At 48.5% G+C, this 15330-nt stretch carries 18 protein-coding genes; 9 read left to right on the top strand and 9 right to left on the bottom strand.

All coding sequences use genetic code 11. The features are described 5' to 3' along the window. Positions 1–65: 65 nt before the first annotated feature. From CVT49_15635 to CVT49_15605, 7 genes are all read right to left on the bottom strand, one after another. Complete coding sequence (locus CVT49_15635; GenBank protein PKK82079.1) at positions 66–860, bottom strand: hypothetical protein; 795 nt, start codon at positions 858–860, stop codon at positions 66–68. 10 nt (positions 861–870) lie between these two features. Then, positions 871–1050, bottom strand: a complete 180-nt coding sequence (locus tag CVT49_15630; GenBank protein PKK82078.1) for a hypothetical protein — start codon at positions 1048–1050, stop codon at positions 871–873. 201 nt (positions 1051–1251) lie between these two features. Beyond that, the gene (locus CVT49_15625; GenBank protein ID PKK82077.1) at positions 1252–2568 is read right to left on the bottom strand and encodes a glycine--tRNA ligase; all 1317 of its coding nucleotides are present in this window, start codon (positions 2566–2568) and stop codon (positions 1252–1254) included. A gap of 38 nt (positions 2569–2606) precedes the next feature. Beyond that, entirely contained in the window at positions 2607–3413 is an 807-nt protein-coding gene (recO, locus tag CVT49_15620) for a DNA repair protein RecO (GenBank protein ID PKK82076.1), read from the bottom strand. A 10-nt stretch (positions 3414–3423) separates the two neighbouring features. Next, positions 3424–3774 carry a hypothetical protein gene (locus CVT49_15615; GenBank protein PKK82075.1) on the bottom strand — a complete coding sequence of 117 codons (351 nt, stop codon included), beginning with the start codon at positions 3772–3774 and terminating at the stop codon, positions 3424–3426. Between the two features lie 322 nt (positions 3775–4096). Then, positions 4097–4471: a hypothetical protein gene (locus tag CVT49_15610; protein ID PKK82074.1), complete on the bottom strand. Its 375-nt coding sequence runs from the start codon at positions 4469–4471 to the stop codon at positions 4097–4099. Beyond that, on the bottom strand, positions 4471–4833 hold the full coding sequence (locus tag CVT49_15605) for a hypothetical protein (protein PKK82073.1): 363 nt from the start codon (positions 4831–4833) through the stop codon (positions 4471–4473). The genes CVT49_15610 and CVT49_15605 overlap by 1 nt, the downstream gene beginning before the upstream one ends. Positions 4834–5457: 624 nt before the next feature. Here CVT49_15605 and CVT49_15600 point away from each other — a divergent pair. From CVT49_15600 to CVT49_15590, 3 genes are read left to right on the top strand one after another with little or no spacing between them, the layout of a single operon-like run. After that, complete coding sequence (locus CVT49_15600) at positions 5458–5976, top strand: hypothetical protein (GenBank protein PKK82072.1); 519 nt, start codon at positions 5458–5460, stop codon at positions 5974–5976. 55 nt (positions 5977–6031) lie between these two features. Continuing rightward, positions 6032–6796, top strand: coding sequence for a hypothetical protein (locus CVT49_15595; GenBank protein ID PKK82071.1), 765 nt, complete (start codon positions 6032–6034; stop codon positions 6794–6796). A 53-nt stretch (positions 6797–6849) separates the two neighbouring features. Beyond that, positions 6850–7317 (top strand): hypothetical protein, encoded by a 468-nt coding sequence (locus tag CVT49_15590; GenBank protein PKK82070.1) that lies wholly within the window; start codon positions 6850–6852, stop codon positions 7315–7317. Positions 7318–7434: 117 nt separating this feature from the next. Here CVT49_15590 and CVT49_15585 read toward each other — a convergent pair whose 3' ends face one another. Continuing rightward, positions 7435–7806, bottom strand: coding sequence for a hypothetical protein (locus CVT49_15585; protein PKK82069.1), 372 nt, complete (start codon positions 7804–7806; stop codon positions 7435–7437). A 295-nt stretch (positions 7807–8101) separates the two neighbouring features. On the opposite strand from CVT49_15585, the gene CVT49_15580 reads away from it, so the two are divergent. Next, positions 8102–8293, top strand: a complete 192-nt coding sequence (locus CVT49_15580) for a hypothetical protein (protein ID PKK82068.1) — start codon at positions 8102–8104, stop codon at positions 8291–8293. A gap of 750 nt (positions 8294–9043) precedes the next feature. Here the strand turns inward: CVT49_15580 and CVT49_15575 are convergent. Beyond that, positions 9044–9424, bottom strand: coding sequence for a hypothetical protein (locus tag CVT49_15575; GenBank protein PKK82067.1), 381 nt, complete (start codon positions 9422–9424; stop codon positions 9044–9046). Between the two features lie 148 nt (positions 9425–9572). Here CVT49_15575 and CVT49_15570 point away from each other — a divergent pair, with 148 nt between their 5' ends. The 5 genes from CVT49_15570 (at position 9573) to CVT49_15550 (ending at position 15200) form a co-directional block, all read left to right on the top strand. Further along, on the top strand, positions 9573–10901 hold the full coding sequence (locus CVT49_15570) for a hypothetical protein (protein PKK82066.1): 1329 nt from the start codon (positions 9573–9575) through the stop codon (positions 10899–10901). A 2-nt stretch (positions 10902–10903) separates the two neighbouring features. Beyond that, positions 10904–12232 carry a DNA-binding response regulator gene (locus CVT49_15565; protein PKK82065.1) on the top strand — a complete coding sequence of 443 codons (1329 nt, stop codon included), beginning with the start codon at positions 10904–10906 and terminating at the stop codon, positions 12230–12232. Positions 12233–12364: 132 nt separating this feature from the next. Beyond that, positions 12365–13426, top strand: coding sequence for a hypothetical protein (locus CVT49_15560; GenBank protein ID PKK82064.1), 1062 nt, complete (start codon positions 12365–12367; stop codon positions 13424–13426). 4 nt (positions 13427–13430) lie between these two features. Next, positions 13431–14720: a hypothetical protein gene (locus CVT49_15555; GenBank protein PKK82063.1), complete on the top strand. Its 1290-nt coding sequence runs from the start codon at positions 13431–13433 to the stop codon at positions 14718–14720. A gap of 174 nt (positions 14721–14894) precedes the next feature. Continuing rightward, entirely contained in the window at positions 14895–15200 is a 306-nt protein-coding gene (locus CVT49_15550) for a hypothetical protein (protein ID PKK82062.1), read from the top strand. Positions 15201–15330: the final 130 nt, after the last annotated feature.

Here is a 15330-nt window from a genome sequence, read left to right as displayed (position 1 = left end):
GCCGTCATTCGAGCCTGGGTTTTAAAAATCCAGTTGACTTCGAACGGGCGGCTACCCTATCTTAACTATGTGTCCATTTTTTTAGGGGAAGACCAACATGTGTTTTTTAAAACAAACTCATCGTTTGCTGTGACACTCATCGGTTCCAATCCAACTGCCCTTATTGCATGTACGATTTGCGTGCCAGTTAGACCTTTGTTCGGGAATGCTCTTGATTCGAACTCTGTCGGTATTGCAGATGCAATTCTTGTAATCTCGACAGGCGAGGGGATTTGATGATGGTATAGCTTTCCCGTTCTATGGAAGGCCGACCAAAGTGAACTAGTTGCACATGCTGCCACAACTTGATCTTGTTCTTGAAAGGGTAAAGAATTTATGCTTAAAGGAATCCCATAAAGACTTGTTTCATATTTATGAATCGTCGGGTAATATCGGCGTCCATTGTCGTCGTCATAAGTTTTGAGGCAAGTGCGTCCGATAATTGTCTGTGGTAATGGTTTAATTACCATAAAACCTTGGTAAGAATCCTGCAATGATAAAGCTGAAATATTAGAAGAACTACCAATCAGGAGATTTTTAAAATCCGATTCTGTAAATTCAATTCCAAAAAAATGTAATCTTGCACATTTTCGATCGTAAGAGTGAAAACATCTTACATAATATCCGGCATAATCCTCCAAAAAATCACGATCAATATAGTCATATTCTACCACTATTACTTTGGTATTTAATTCCGAAAAATAATTTTCAAAATAAATAGAATGCAACTTTCTTGCGATAATAGACGGTTGTGATTTCTTGGCAAGGAGTCTTTTCAGCGCGTCTATTGAATAAGATATAACCTCAAAACGCGTTTGCATGCAAAATCTGTTATAGTGTCATAGGCCTATCGAGCTCTTTGGGATCTACCTCCCGGGCTTTTTTTAGTGCTTTAATTTCATCACCTGTGGCTTTTAAGGCATCCAAAACTGCCTTTTTGCCACTCGGCGAAGCAACCCAAGCACGCGCTTCCTCTGCCATAGCCTGGCGCTCATTTTCTTCTCTGGTCATATTAATCACTCTCTCCCATTGATTTACTGAAGATATGTATCAATAATGATACTATATTAAATATTCTTGTCAAGGGCTTTATTTAAAAATTGTGAAAAACCTTACATTTATTTTACTTTAATACGATCTTTTCTATAAATTGTTCATCGGCATTATCACATTTTCATTTTAATATTGAATCCATAATCTTGTATTGAATAATTACCTTACTTTCTCAACCAAAAACGGTTCGATTTCGGCCAGTTTGTGGCGGGTTTGCTCCATGCTGTCGCGGTCGCGGATGGTGACCGTGTCGTCTTCCTTGGTCTGGCCGTCGATAGTGATACAGAATGGTGTCCCGGCTTCATCCATCCGGGCATAGCGCCGCCCGACCGAACCGCTGTCGTCGAAAAAGACCTTGAATTTCTTCTTGAGGTCGTGATATAACTTCTCGGCAATCTCCGGCATCCCGTCTTTTTTCACCAGCGGGAAAATGGCCGCTTTGATCGGGGCCACTTTCGGCGATAGCCTAAGCACTGTCGATTTCTCGCCGCGGGATTCATCTTCGTCGTAGGCATCGACAAGAACTGTCAGTAAGGTCCGGTCACAGCCGGCTGAAGTTTCGATAATAAACGGCACAAATTTTTCCGTGAAACGCTCGTCGAAATATCCCATATCCTTATTGGTCGCCTGCTGATGCCGCGAGAGATCAAAATCGGTCCGGTTGTGGATGCCCTCGAGTTCTTTCCAGCCGAACGGGAACTCATATTCGATGTCATAAGCCTTTTTGGCATAATGGGCCAAGTCGTTCGGGCCGTGTTCGTGCCAGCGGAGTCGCTCCGGGCGGATACCCAGTTCCATATACCAGTTCCAGCGCTGCTCGCGCCAGTATTCGAACCATTTGTCATCCTCTGACGGATGAATGAAATACTGCATCTCCATCTGCTCGAACTCACGGGTCCGGAAAATAAAATTGCCCGGAGTGATTTCGTTACGGAAAGCCTTGCCGATCTGCGCGATCCCGAACGGAATTTTCTGCCGCGAGGCATTTTTCACATTGAGAAAGTTGACATAGATGCCCTGGGCCGTTTCGGGGCGAAGATACACGACCGCGCTGTCATCCTCGACCGGTCCCATGAAAGTCTTGAACATCAGGTTGAATTGGCGGGAATCGGTCAGCGTCTCATTGCCGCAGGCCGGGCAGCGGGTTTTCCCTTCGAGATCATCGGCCCGGAACCGCGCCTTGCAGGTTTTGCAGTCGATCAGCGGGTCGGTGAATTCATCGATATGCCCCGATGTTTTCCAGACTTCCGGATGCATCAATATGGCCGCATCGAGTCCCTCGACATCATCGCGGCGGGCGGTCATGGCTTCCCACCAGAAGGTCTTGATGTTCCGTTTCAGTTCGGCGCCGAGCGGGCCGTAGTCCCAGCATGAATTGAGGCCGCCATAGATTTCGGATGACTGAAAGACATACCCGCGCCGTTTACACAGCGACACCAGCCGATCCATTTTATCGTTTTTGTTGTTTTTTGCCATAATCACTTTCTCGATGTTAATCGCCGGATTGCGCCGGTCTATATATTTCTCAAACTCGTTTTCTTCAACTTCTCCAGAAACTTCAATGAGTTCAGTTCCCTTATATCTGTCTGGAAACGCACGAACGCGGTTAGCAGTTCCAGAAACTCCTCGGCCTCATCCAGCCGTAATCCGATTCCGGCCGACTCGGCCAGCGAGGCGGTCTGAAGGCTGTATATCTTATCGAGCCTTTCAGATTGGAGCTTAATATAATATTCTCCGGCCATTTGGCAAGTCGAACATACCAGCCCGCCCCGTTCCGGCGAAAAATTATAATAGCTGCCGTTGTTCGAATTTATCGTCAGCGTGGACTTTTTGTCCTTCCCGCAGGAGTTACAGCCTGCAAAATTGGGCCGGTAGCCGAGATATGAGAGAAGTTTCAGGAAAAAGGCGATAAAAACCGGAATCACCGCCGTTTTGGCGATGCGGTCGATCAGCCGCAGATACTGAATAGTCAGGTGATACAGCCCCTCCTGCGGCTCATCGGCTGGAAGAAGGTCATACAGCAGTTCCAGCGCCGCTGAAGCGAAAGTCAGCCGCCCAAGGGTGCCGTCGAGCCGGAACTCGAAACTTTCGATCGGGTCCACCTCGGTCACATAGCAGACTTCCGATTTTTCCGACTTGAAATAACCCAGTTCCATCCGGGTGAAAGTCATCAGCCGGCCCCGTTTCGATTTGAGCGACCGTCCGCCTTTATCGATCAGCGACTGCCGCCCGGCGTTGTCGGTGAAAATGGTGTGGATTTTGGAGTTTTCTTTCCAGTTGACGGACTTGAGGATTATACCCTCTGATTTAACCTGGGGCATCGGTAAAATGTCATTTGATACGGTACACGACCTCGCCCTTGCGCGAGAAGTAATGCCTGGTGCGGGCGATATATTCGATATAATTCATGTCGTCCAGCAGCCGTTTCCGGGTCAGTTCCGAATCGACCAGCCGGACGAGCAACTGATGGTTATCCTGTTTGAGCTGATGTTTTTTCGCGTGAAGCTGGGCAATATGGATAAAGCCATAAGAGCCGGAAAAAAACGAGTAGAGGAGAAACAGCCCGACAAAGGCAATAAGCCCCAGAAGCATTTTTCGGCGGACGCGTATATCTGTGTCGGACAGCCGCTTGACGATATTCTGTTTAAGCGGATCGAGCAGTGTTTTTTTATTCAGCCGCAATTCCGGCCACCTTCCCCTCTAAGGTTCACCCATAGGGTTTAAAGGATATACTTTTTTAAAATAGAAGGCAAGAGGAAAATCACCAAGGAATTGAAAATGGGGTTAAATCATCAAGACCAAGGCGTCTGATTATTACTTGATCAGATACTTTGAAGGATTTAGCTATTTTTATACTAACATATTTATTTATCATCTCAGTATTGGGTCTCCTTATTTCGTAGTTATTCTCTTGCAGAAAGATTAATGCATTTCTATATTCTTCAAGAAGCTGATCGCCAGGTACTAAGGTGAGTCCCGCAAAATTATCTGCATGCAACTCAAATCACGTATATTGCTCGAAATCCAAGTTTATGACATTCATCCAATCTTCCAACGATTGGATATTCAGTTCTTCAAAAATCTCATTATGAAGGAATTTATGGCCAATTTCATGTGCTAATGTGAAACGATATCTATTTTCATAATTATCCATTGTATAATCGTCGACATATATTGCCGACATATTGTTTGCCAGAAATCCATCCACGTTAAAGTCAATTTTTAATCTTGGAAATGGAATAATATCCATGTTCAGTTTAAACTCAATTATTTCTTCAATAGGGACGGGAATGGTTTGATCAGGATTATTTTTTGCGAGAAACTCAGAAGCAAGGTGTCTAATTCTATCATATGGTAAGTAAGGAGCCTTAAATATCATTATGAATTTCGCAATCTTTGAAGAAAATCGTCAATCTTTTTTCTTTCCAATTTCGAACCTGTTGCGGTCCTAAAGAAAACTGGCAATAATTCCATAAGTTTTTGATCATTAATGACTTCGCTTGGCAACTGACCAGCATCCACGGCGGCCAGATAAATTAGCTGCTTCATTTCTTCAGAATTTTCCTTCAAACCCAAAACATAGCCCAACTCTTTAATAACATTTTCATCTCGCGGCGGCTGCATTATTCCACGTTCAAGCTTACTTATATTACCGGGGTCTTTTTCCAGCCTCCGACTAAACTCTCTCAACGTTAATCCCATTTTTATCCTAAGGGATTTTAAATATTCCCCAAAACTCATTTCTCCCACTCCATTAATCAAGGGTTCCCGTGCTGTGTTGTAATTTATTTACAACATCGACAAATGTCAAGATTATTTTATGCTATTTTTGTGATTTAGTGGATATTTTCCATATTTTTTAAATAATTATTCCCAAAACTGAGATTTGCTGACATATTTTGACATTTTCGTGGGCGAAAGATGTCCACATCTGCCCCCCATTTGCTAAATGTCGTTGCGAGCGAAGAGATGCGCCGAATGGCGCAGATCTAAACGTGGCAATCTCGCCACTTTTTGCATAAAGGCTGACTTGGTATTAGAGACATCGTGATTGCCACGTCGCTCATCCTCGCCCGACGGCTCGGCTTCGCTCCTCGCAACGACGCATAGAACCAAGTAGGAGATGGTTTGAAACCGTCCTCAGCGGATTATAAACCCGTCGCTACATATCCGGATATGAATAATTTGCAGGGGCTGGTCTTGCACCGGCCCATTTTCGATAGACGCGGGCGACCGCAAGGGTCGCCCCTACCTCTTGAAATGTTACATTTCCCTAAATCCATTTCTCCCTTTGACATTCGCACCGATTTTTATACCTTTAGGGCTTAATAAGAAGATGATTGAATACAGGGAGAATAAACCGCCATGTCCATTGATAGACTTAAAGAGTTGCCCAAAGAGACATTGATCGGGATGATTGAGGATTTTGCCAAGAACTGGCTGGCGCATGACGGGCTCTGGTTCCAGGCGGTCGAAAAAGAGGCCGGCATGGCCACCGCCATCAAGCTCGACACCGAGGTCTGGGAGGCTTTCACCAAAATCGAGGCCAAACGCATCATGGCGCGGCATAATATCCCCGAAAACGGCGGACTCGAAGCGCTCAAAAAAGCGCTCGGCTTCCGGCTCTATGCCGTCCTCAATGAGCAGGAAATCACTGAAGAAACCGCCAACTCATTCGTGTTCAAAATGGTCGATTGCCGGGTGCAGTCGGCGCGAAAACGCAAGAAGTTGCCGCTGTTTCCCTGCAAATTAGTCGGGATTGTCGAATACACCGAATTCGCCAGAACCATCGACCCGCGCATCAAAACCGAATGTATCGCCTGCCCGCCCGACCCGGACGAGCGTGATTTCTATTGTGGCTGGAAATTTTCGATTGAAGAATAAACTGCAAAAAACAAATATGGCGGACGTTCGTTTCTCTTTTTAAATTGAAACATATATGAAGCAGAAATATCCCATCCTTGAATTTGATCCGGAGCGAAAGGCTATTATCGAGCCGGGCGAACACTCGAACCCGATGGATATTGCCGAACATTGTGTGATATGCTTTTTCCGCGAGGTCGTCGAAAAGATCGTAGCCGAGTATAATGCCCGGCTGATGTTCGAAGACAAGTGGGAATGCGACCTGGTCAGGTTCTATGAAATCAATTATGAAGGCCGGCGGCTTGCTTTCGCAAATTCATTTGTGGGCGCACCGGTCGCCGCGGCCATGCTCGAGCAGGCGATCGCGCTCGGGTGCCGGAAATTTATCGCCTGCGGCGGTGCCGGAGTGCTGGATCGCAGTATCGCTGTCGGGCATATCATGGTACCGTCGAGCGCCGTCCGTGATGAGGGCACTTCGTATCATTATCTTCCGCCCGGCCGTGAAGCGGCCGCGTCGCCGGAAGCGGTTGCGGCTATCGAACAGACGCTGAAAAGTCGCCAGATTCCGTACAATATCTGCAAAACATGGACGACCGACGCCCCCTACCGCGAAACCAAAGCCAAGGTCGAACTTCGCCGTGTCGAGGGATGTCTGACCGTCGAGATGGAAGCGGCCGCCTTTTTTGCCGTCGCTCAATTCAGGGGGGTCCCTTTCGGGCAGATTCTTTATGGCGGTGATGATGTCAGCGGCGAGAACTGGGATGAGCGCGGCTGGTTGTCGCGAATATCGGTCAGGGAAAAGCTGTTTCATCTGGCGGCCGAAAGCTGCCTTCGACTTTGATTTCATAATCCACGGCGTCCTTTCGTAGAATGATATAAAAGGACAATCTGGTTATGTCTAATCAATTCGGAAAAGATATTAAACAGACCACTTTCATTGCCGCGCCTATTGAGAAAGTGTACGAGACTATCACTTCCGCCGGGGAGTGGGATGCCTTCTTCACGACCGGGATGGAGCTTGATCCGGTACCGAATGGAAAGATGGTCTGGCGCTGGAAAAACTGGGGGCCGAATTTTTATACGACCGATGCCGTGGCCAAAGTGATCAAAGCTGAACGGCCGGATTTGTTCGTTTTTCAGTGGTTTCCGGTCGGCAAAGATATTCCGACGACCATTTCATTCAAGCTGACCGCGAAGTATGGCGGCACGGTGATCGAGTTGACCGAGTCGGGCTATCCCGACACCGACCAGGCGCGCGCCATGATTCTGGAATGTGCCAGCGGCTGGGGTGAAGCGCTGACATTATTGAAATTCTATATTGAGCATGGGATTGTTTATACCCCGCCGAAAAAAGAGGATTAGGCAGTAAATTTTTTAATCGGCTCACCGGTTGTCTTTGCCGCAGACAAACGGCCATAAGTCTATTTCATATCGGACCTTCCTAAATATAATATTGACCGGGCATGAATTCAGATTATATTATATATGGAAATACAAGTTTAATATTTCAATGATGTCATGGCGGTCAAAAAATACATCAGAGGTCGGTTTGCTGTAATTCTCTCGATCATAATCATGGTCGCAATTCTGGGCACGTGCGACGATGATAATGACAAGAGCATCAATCCCGGCGATGGTCAGGATATTGTTGAAGAATTTGATCCCGATACAATCCTGTTTGTAGCACCGGGAGGAACCGGAGATGGAACCTATAATAACCCGCTTGGTTCTATCCGGACAGCAATTGATATTGCAGGTCAAAATGATACTTTCTCGACTATTTTTCTTGCGGTTGGCGAATTCCATGAATCCATAATAATAAATCATGGCGTTAATATTTCCGGCGGTCATAACCCGGATTCCTCGTGGGCGTTATTTGGTGATGATTCGACTATTCTATATGGCGACTTTATTGACAGCGAGGCCGTCGCCGTTTTCATACAAGACATTGAATCACAAGTCTCAATCAATTATCTGACGATAATGGCTCATGATGCCGTTTATCCGCGAAGAGATTCATATGGCGTTATCTGCAGCAATGCCAGCGGCGTTGACAAAGTAAAATTTGCGAATTGTCTGATTATTTCGGGCAATGGCGCCGACGGAACTGACGGACAGGGTGGAATAAATGGTATAAACGGTGAGGATGGCTACTATTCAAGGGCTGGTCAGGTACCAATTCCCGGCGGCGGTGGCGGAAGGGGAGCAGAAGATTGGTTTGACGAAGCTGAGCCCGGAGATACCGGTTTTTGTGCCGATGGTACACGGACAGGAGGCGCCGGGGCCATTAACTTTGCCCTGCAGGCAGAACCTGGCTCCGATGGTTCCGACGGCATAGACGGCAGTTGCTTAGCGGCAACATTATACATAAAATTTATGGGGAATCTTCCTTTGCTGGGCTACAGAAACGGGGAGAGCGGTACTGATGGTAAGAGCGGTTGTGATGGAGGTGGAGGAGCCGGAACCGGTGTTACATTATCGAATACAGGTTATGACCCAGGCGGTTGGGGCGGCGGCGGCGGTGCCGGCGGCACGGGAGGAACCGGTGGCGGCAGAGGCATCGGCGGAGGAAGTTCAATCACTATTCTCTGTTACAGCAGCGGTCTTTCTTTAACCGACTGTACTCTTAAGACCAGTCAGGGCGGCAATGGTGGAGATGGAAAGGCGGGGGGGCCGGCGGTATTGGCGGCGCCGGTGCGCCCGGAGTTCAAATAGCCGCGATGGCGGGTACCCCTGGTGCTAACGGCGGGAACGGTGGCAGCGGGGGTCATGGTACCGGAGGGCATGGAGGATGTTGTATCGGTATTCTGAATTATGGATCACTTTTGAACACTGACAATATCGCCTTTTATCAATCAGGATCACCCGGACTTGGGGGAAGTGGTGTCGTTTGCCCCGGACAGGATGGTTTCAGCGCAAACACATATAAGGCTCAAGTAAAATAACCTTTTGCGCCATGACGCTCGAATGTGTCGGCGGCTGGGGCGAAGCGCTGACTCTCCTGAAATTCTATATTGAGCATGGGATTGCTTATACCCATCCGAAAAAAGAAGAATAAAATCGGATTGAATAATAATGCAGCCGACCCCTATATGACTTCAATCCCGATTTCAGAAGAGTCGGCATCCTGTCCGTCGGAGACTTTTACCCGAATTATATAATTGCCCGGGGTCAGCGGTCCCTTCCAGTGCACCCAGTCGACCGTATTATCTGATGTAAAAACGCCTGCATCGCAAGTCCATCTATAAATCAATGAATCACCGTCGGGGTCATAAGCATCGCAGTATAACGCCGCCACTTTATCGGGCTGGACAGTGGTAGTGCTGCTCGACATCGCGGTTATTCTCGGGGCCTGGTTGGTCGGATCGGGCGGAGGTGGTTTCATGATATTTTTGTCCTGATTGCAGGAAATTATCATTAAAACGGATGCGACCATGATTAATAAATAAAGCGTAATCTTTCCGAACATCCGAAACCTCCCCGAATGCCATTCACATAAGATATACGCTAATATATCATGAACCCGGATCCGATCAAGCCTGATTTTGTATCCATAATATGGCAATATTTTACCATTTTTTCTTGACTCTCTTTAATCACTTGTCGATAATTGTCCTATGATTGAGCGAAAACGGCGCACAACGGCGGTAATAATTTTTACCGTTCTTATTATCATCCTGGTCAATTTGGCCTGGTGGCTGTTTTATGCTCGGACCAGCGACAGCTTCGAATCCCAACTTTCGCATCGTCTGTCATCCGTGGCCCATCTGGGCGCCTCGATGCTTAAACCGGAATTGCTGGTTTCGCTTAAGGACGGGTATCTTACCGCCTATGACTCCACCCTGGAAATTCTGGAACATATAAAGGAAGCCGATTCGCTGTCCGAAGTTTTCATCATCGACAACAGTTATATGTATCTGGCGACCACACTGCTTGATGCCGACTCTGTATATTATTTATCGGTTCTCAATGGTAAATATATCGACTCGCTCTTCCTGAACAGTTGGCGGTCCGGCCCGACTATGACAATGGTGACGGCCGGGTATCGCGTCGGGGATATTGTTCTCAAATCAGTCTTTGCGCCGGTGCGCGATACATCCGGAGCCGTGGTCGCAGTCCTTGGCGTCGAGGCCGATGTTGATTATACCGAGGTCCTGTTTGATTTAAAACGGAATCTCTATTTATCGACCGCCATCTCACTGGCTGCCGGCGCTTTGTTCGGTCTGTTTTTTGTGCTGTTTCAGAGAAAAATCAATGCGGCCGAAAAATCATTGTTTCTGTCGCAATCGCAGGCCAATCTGGGCCGGATGGTCGCGGTCGTATCGCATGAAATAAAAAACCCCCTGATGATTATCCGGGGCTCCGCTGAGCGGCTGGTCAAAAGCGGCATGAAAGAAGCGGGATTCATCGTGGAAGAGACCGACCGCCTCAATGACATTGTCACCGGATATCTCGATTTTGCGAGCGGGAAAAAAATACTTAAGGTCGATGCCGTTGATCTTAAAAATATCCTGCATGATGTGGTGGATAAAGTTAGCTTACAGCCGGCCCCGGGCGGGTTGAGGCTGACTCTGGTATCAGGAGATTATCACACGACTCAGGTCAAGGCGGACCCTGCCGCCCTGAGGCAGGTGATTATCAATCTGGTGCTGAACGCCGCTGAGGCCTGCCGGGATATCGAAAAAGCCGAAATTAGAATTAAACCGGCTATATTACCGGGGCGGGCCGTAATCCATATAATTGACAATGGTCCGGGTATAAATAAAAAAGATATGAAATCAATTTTTGAACCGTTTTATACGACCAAAACGACCGGCTCCGGATTGGGGCTGTATCATTCGAAACAACTTCTGGAGCAAATGGGGGGCAGTATCGCCGTCGAAAGCCCGGCCGGCGGCCCCACCACATTTATTGTAACCTTACCGCTGACCGATAAAGGGAAATAGTTATGTCTAATGTTCTTGTGATAGACGACGAACCCAAAATGACCTATCTGGTCGAGGGCGCTTTGACCGATGCCGGCTTTCTGGTGACAGCCGTCAACTCTCCGGCCGAAGCTCTGAAACTGATCGAAAATCATTCTTATGATATTATCGTCACCGATTTTTCGATGCCGAAGATTTCAGGGATTGACATCCTTGAAAAGGCGCGGGAAAAAGGGGATGCCGCAGTGGTTATTATGACCGCCTATGGGACGGTCGAGAATGCCGTCGAAGCCATGAAAAAGGGCGCTGCCGACTATATAATGAAACCTTTCCCCATGGATGAACTGGTTATTGTCTGCCGCAAATTGGCCGAAAGACAGCGGCTGGCCGGCCTTTCCGACATGCTGGCCCACGACATCAAGAATATTTCATATGATCAATTTGTCGGGCATTCCAAAGCATCCAGAGAAATGCTCGACATGATTTCCAAAGTGGCCGCGACCGATGCCACCGTTCTGCTTACCGGGAAATCGGGCACCGGCAAGGAACTGGCCGCCAACCTTGTCCATGAAAACTCGCCGCGCAAAAGCAAGCCGTTTATCCCCATCAACTGCGCCGCCTTGACCGAAACGCTGCTGGAGTCGGAACTGTTCGGGCATGAGAAAGGTTCGTTCACCGGCGCCGATAAGCGCAAACTGGGGCGCTTCGAGCTGGCCGACGGCGGCACGATATTCCTCGATGAAATCGGCGAAATGTCGCCCGGTTTGCAGGCCAAGCTTTTGCGTGTTCTTGAGGAGCGCCGGTTCGTGCGAGTCGGCGGGGTCGATAATGTGGCGGTTGACGTTCGGGTAATCGCCGCCACCAACCGGAACCTGAAGGATGAAATGGCCGATGGCAAATTCCGGGAAGATCTCTTCTATCGCCTCAATATATTCCCTATCAGGATACCGACCCTGGCCGAAAGAAAGGAAGATATTCCGGATCTGGCTCAATATTTCCTGAAACGAAAAAATTATAAAAATCCAGCGTTGACCGATGAGGTAATCGGTTTACTCGTGTCTTATAATTGGCCGGGAAATATCAGGGAGCTCAAAAACGTCCTGGAGCGGGCCACGATTCTGGCCGCCGGTAATCCGATTGATATTGAACATATCGGTATCGATGATGAGACCGAAACAGCTCCATTGCAAGTCGCCGCAGCCGGCGATTCGGCCGCCGGATTGGAAGCGGCCGAGAAAGAAATGATAATTAAAGCACTGGAGAAAACCGGCGGGAATAAGACCGAGGCGGCAAAATTGCTGAAAATAACACGCCGGCGCTTGTATTCGAGAATGAAATTTCATAATATTTAATGAGCAAAACCGTCCGTTATTGTACGTTGAGGTACGTTCAGACATGGCAGCAACAAATACCAGGATTGGCAAGTTATTGATAATCATTAGATTACGATTTAAATGGAAATTGGCACAGGACTTGAACGGTATATGAATCGGATTCGAAAAAAGGAGACAGCCATGAAAAGAAAACTAATGATTATCATAGGATTGACCCTGATGGGAGTGCTGGTTTACAGCAATGCCTTTGCGCAGATGAACCAGCAGCAGCTTCGTAACCGCTACCAGTACGAGTATCAGACTACCGAGCAGGTCATCAACCAGGCCGGTAATGCGATTGGTGAGTCAAAGACCGAAAAGGGCCAGGCCCTGCTTCAGTTGGCTATCCAGTTGCAGAATCAGGCTCGTATAATGGGGCAAAATCAGAACTATGGTCAGGGCATCGAAACCTCGCTGAAGGCCCGCGAGCAGGCCAGAGCGGCGATGGCGGTCGCGCTTCAGGCCGACGAAAATGAGAATCTGGTCATGCGCCAGCTTGAGAGAACCGACAATATTATTAATCAGTTCCAGAACCAGATTTCATCCGATGCCGCTCCGATGACCCGCACCATGTTTGAAAACGCCCGTGAGAACCAGCGCAAAGCCTGGGAGTTTTATCGCAACCGCTCCCTTCGAGCGGCCCTGAAATTGTCGCGTCAGGCCGAGAAATCGATCGAAGGTATGGGCGAGCGTTTTAAGGCCGAACAGGGCGATTTGACCCGGCTCAGAGCCCAGACCAAACAGCTTGAACAAAAAATGGAACAGGTGCGGTCGATGGTTCGGGACTGCGACAACGAAGAGGCGGCCGGCCTATTGATAAAGGCCGAAAACAACTTCAATGAAAGCCTGCAGCATGCTTCCAAGGGTGAAGTAAAGCAGGCTGAAAACAAGCTGCAACTGGCCCACCGTCTACTGAATCAAATCGGTGAAATGTGCGGCGACCAGGAAGCTTTGGAACGTAAAATCCAGCAGATGAAGCAGGAGATGGACCGTGTCGCCGAAGCCATTCAGAACAGCGGCAAGGCCCAGGCGATCGAGCTGATGCTTTCCGCGCGGAAACATCTTCAGGAAGCCGAAAGACTGTGTGCCGGCGGCAATAGTGAAAATTGCGCGGCCAATATTAAGGCCGCCCAGATGAACTTTCAAAAGGCCAAAAAATTAGCGGGGTTATAACGCTTTGACATACATAATCAGGATTTCCGGGATTACCCTGATCTTGATGCTGAGTCTCGCCGGGATTGTCACCGCTGGCAGCCCCGGCGACTTTAGTATTAGATTCGGCCTGGGTTACGACTTTGTCTCACAGAGGTATTTTACCAGCTCAAGCCGCTATGATACGTCGCTCTCGCCCGACCCGGATTTGACTGACGCCGTTCTCCTGAGCAAGGATTATCTCGATGACAAAAAGGGACTGATTTACCTTAAGCTCGACCCGAGGAACGAGGGACGATATGTGCTTGAAGCCGGGTGGGAACAAACCCCGGATATTTTGAGGGCGGTCGGGCGCGGCCATCTGACCCTGGGCGGTCGTGAAAGCCGGCTGGAAACTGATGTCGATTTTGAAATAAAAAACCGTTATAGGGGTGATCCTGAGGCCGGTGAAGATTTGTCGGTGTTCAAAGGAAGAGCCAGATATGTGAGAAAATTCTCCGATATGGTAGAATCCAATATTCGGCTATATGGCGAAAATGTCGCTTTCGACTCCACCGGGACCCTGGTATATAATTATTCCAGGCTGGGCGGCGAGCTTGGGGTCAGCCTTTTTAGCCGAAATTTCAACTCTGTTTTCATCAATGCCGGAGTGGAGGCCCGCGACGTTCCCGATTCCAGTCAACTGAATTACCTGCAGCTTCGCGGCAGCCTGGGCTATTTCGGCTCACTTGCCGGAAGCCAGATATCGGCGGACCTGACCGTCGAAAACAAAGATTACGACAGCCCGGATAATCGCGACGATTACCTTCTGACAACCTTCTACACCATTGTCAAAATCCCGGCCGGTTCGAAGTATTTTCTCCGGCCCCTGGCCGCCTTTGAATACTTCAATTTCAGAAGCGATGAATTCATCAATAGAGACTACTTCCTGGCCCGCGGAGGAGTGCTGCTGGGGAGAGATTATAACCGAGTCAACGTTGCCGTCGGTCCGAAATTCCAGCTTCACTCCATTTCCTCCGATTATGAGGGCGATGACGACTATCTCGAATATATGGCCTTTGGCTCAATCGATTTCTTTTATTCCGATCGGATATTGTGTTTAATGGAGAACCAGGTTGGCCGGCGCGGATATCAAAATGACCCGATTTATTATTCCGATTTTACCTTCAACCGCTTCAGCCTGATCGGCAGTTTCCGACTTTTGGGAACCCTTAATTTCGATATTCTTTTCTCGTCCGAGTGGGAATGGCACGAAATCGAGAGCGATGACAGCCGGTTATATCTGCTTTCATCAGGTCTGAGCTACACTTTTTGACGCGCGTTCAGTGTCGTTTTTAATCTTAAAAAAGGCTATTTAAAAGAACCCTGCCTGTCCAAATCGGAGGTCGCTTTTTATTAATGTTCTAAACAGGACGGTGTTTCTCCGGTTATGGGATTGGGGCCATAGTTGGGGGGTGTTTGGGGGTCGGGTTGATGGACTATAATATCCATGACCGGAGAGGCTCGGGGGTCGCTGGGGCGGCCGAATTTGGTTCCGGATTGTCCCGGCCGGGATGGCGGGCGGGTGGGGTCAATGGCGACATATTGTCTCCGGTTATCTTTGCCGGGGCATATCGAGGTGTCGGACTTTGTGAAAGGTTGTCACAAAGTCGAAAGTTCTTCGTGGTTGGTCGGGATGGTTGCGGGAGAGGCAGTTTGTGAACGGAGTCACAATCTTTACTATGTGGGGCGGATTCGGCGGGAGGTTCTGGGCCGCGCTTTAGGGCGGTTTCGGCTGGGGTTTGGGAGTGATTGAATAATTCTCCCGGTTTGGTTATTGGGGTTGACTGGCGGGTGGTGCGGGCTGCCTGGCGGGGTTGTTATGGGAAAGGCGGGGATTTGGCGGGCGGGGTCAGTTTGGGGCTGATTTTGGCCATATTTGTTAC

Source organism: candidate division Zixibacteria bacterium HGW-Zixibacteria-1 (assembly GCA_002838945.1).
Taxonomy (GTDB): Bacteria; Zixibacteria; MSB-5A5; order GN15; family PGXB01; genus PGXB01.
This window is presented reverse-complemented; position numbering and strand designations above follow the sequence as displayed.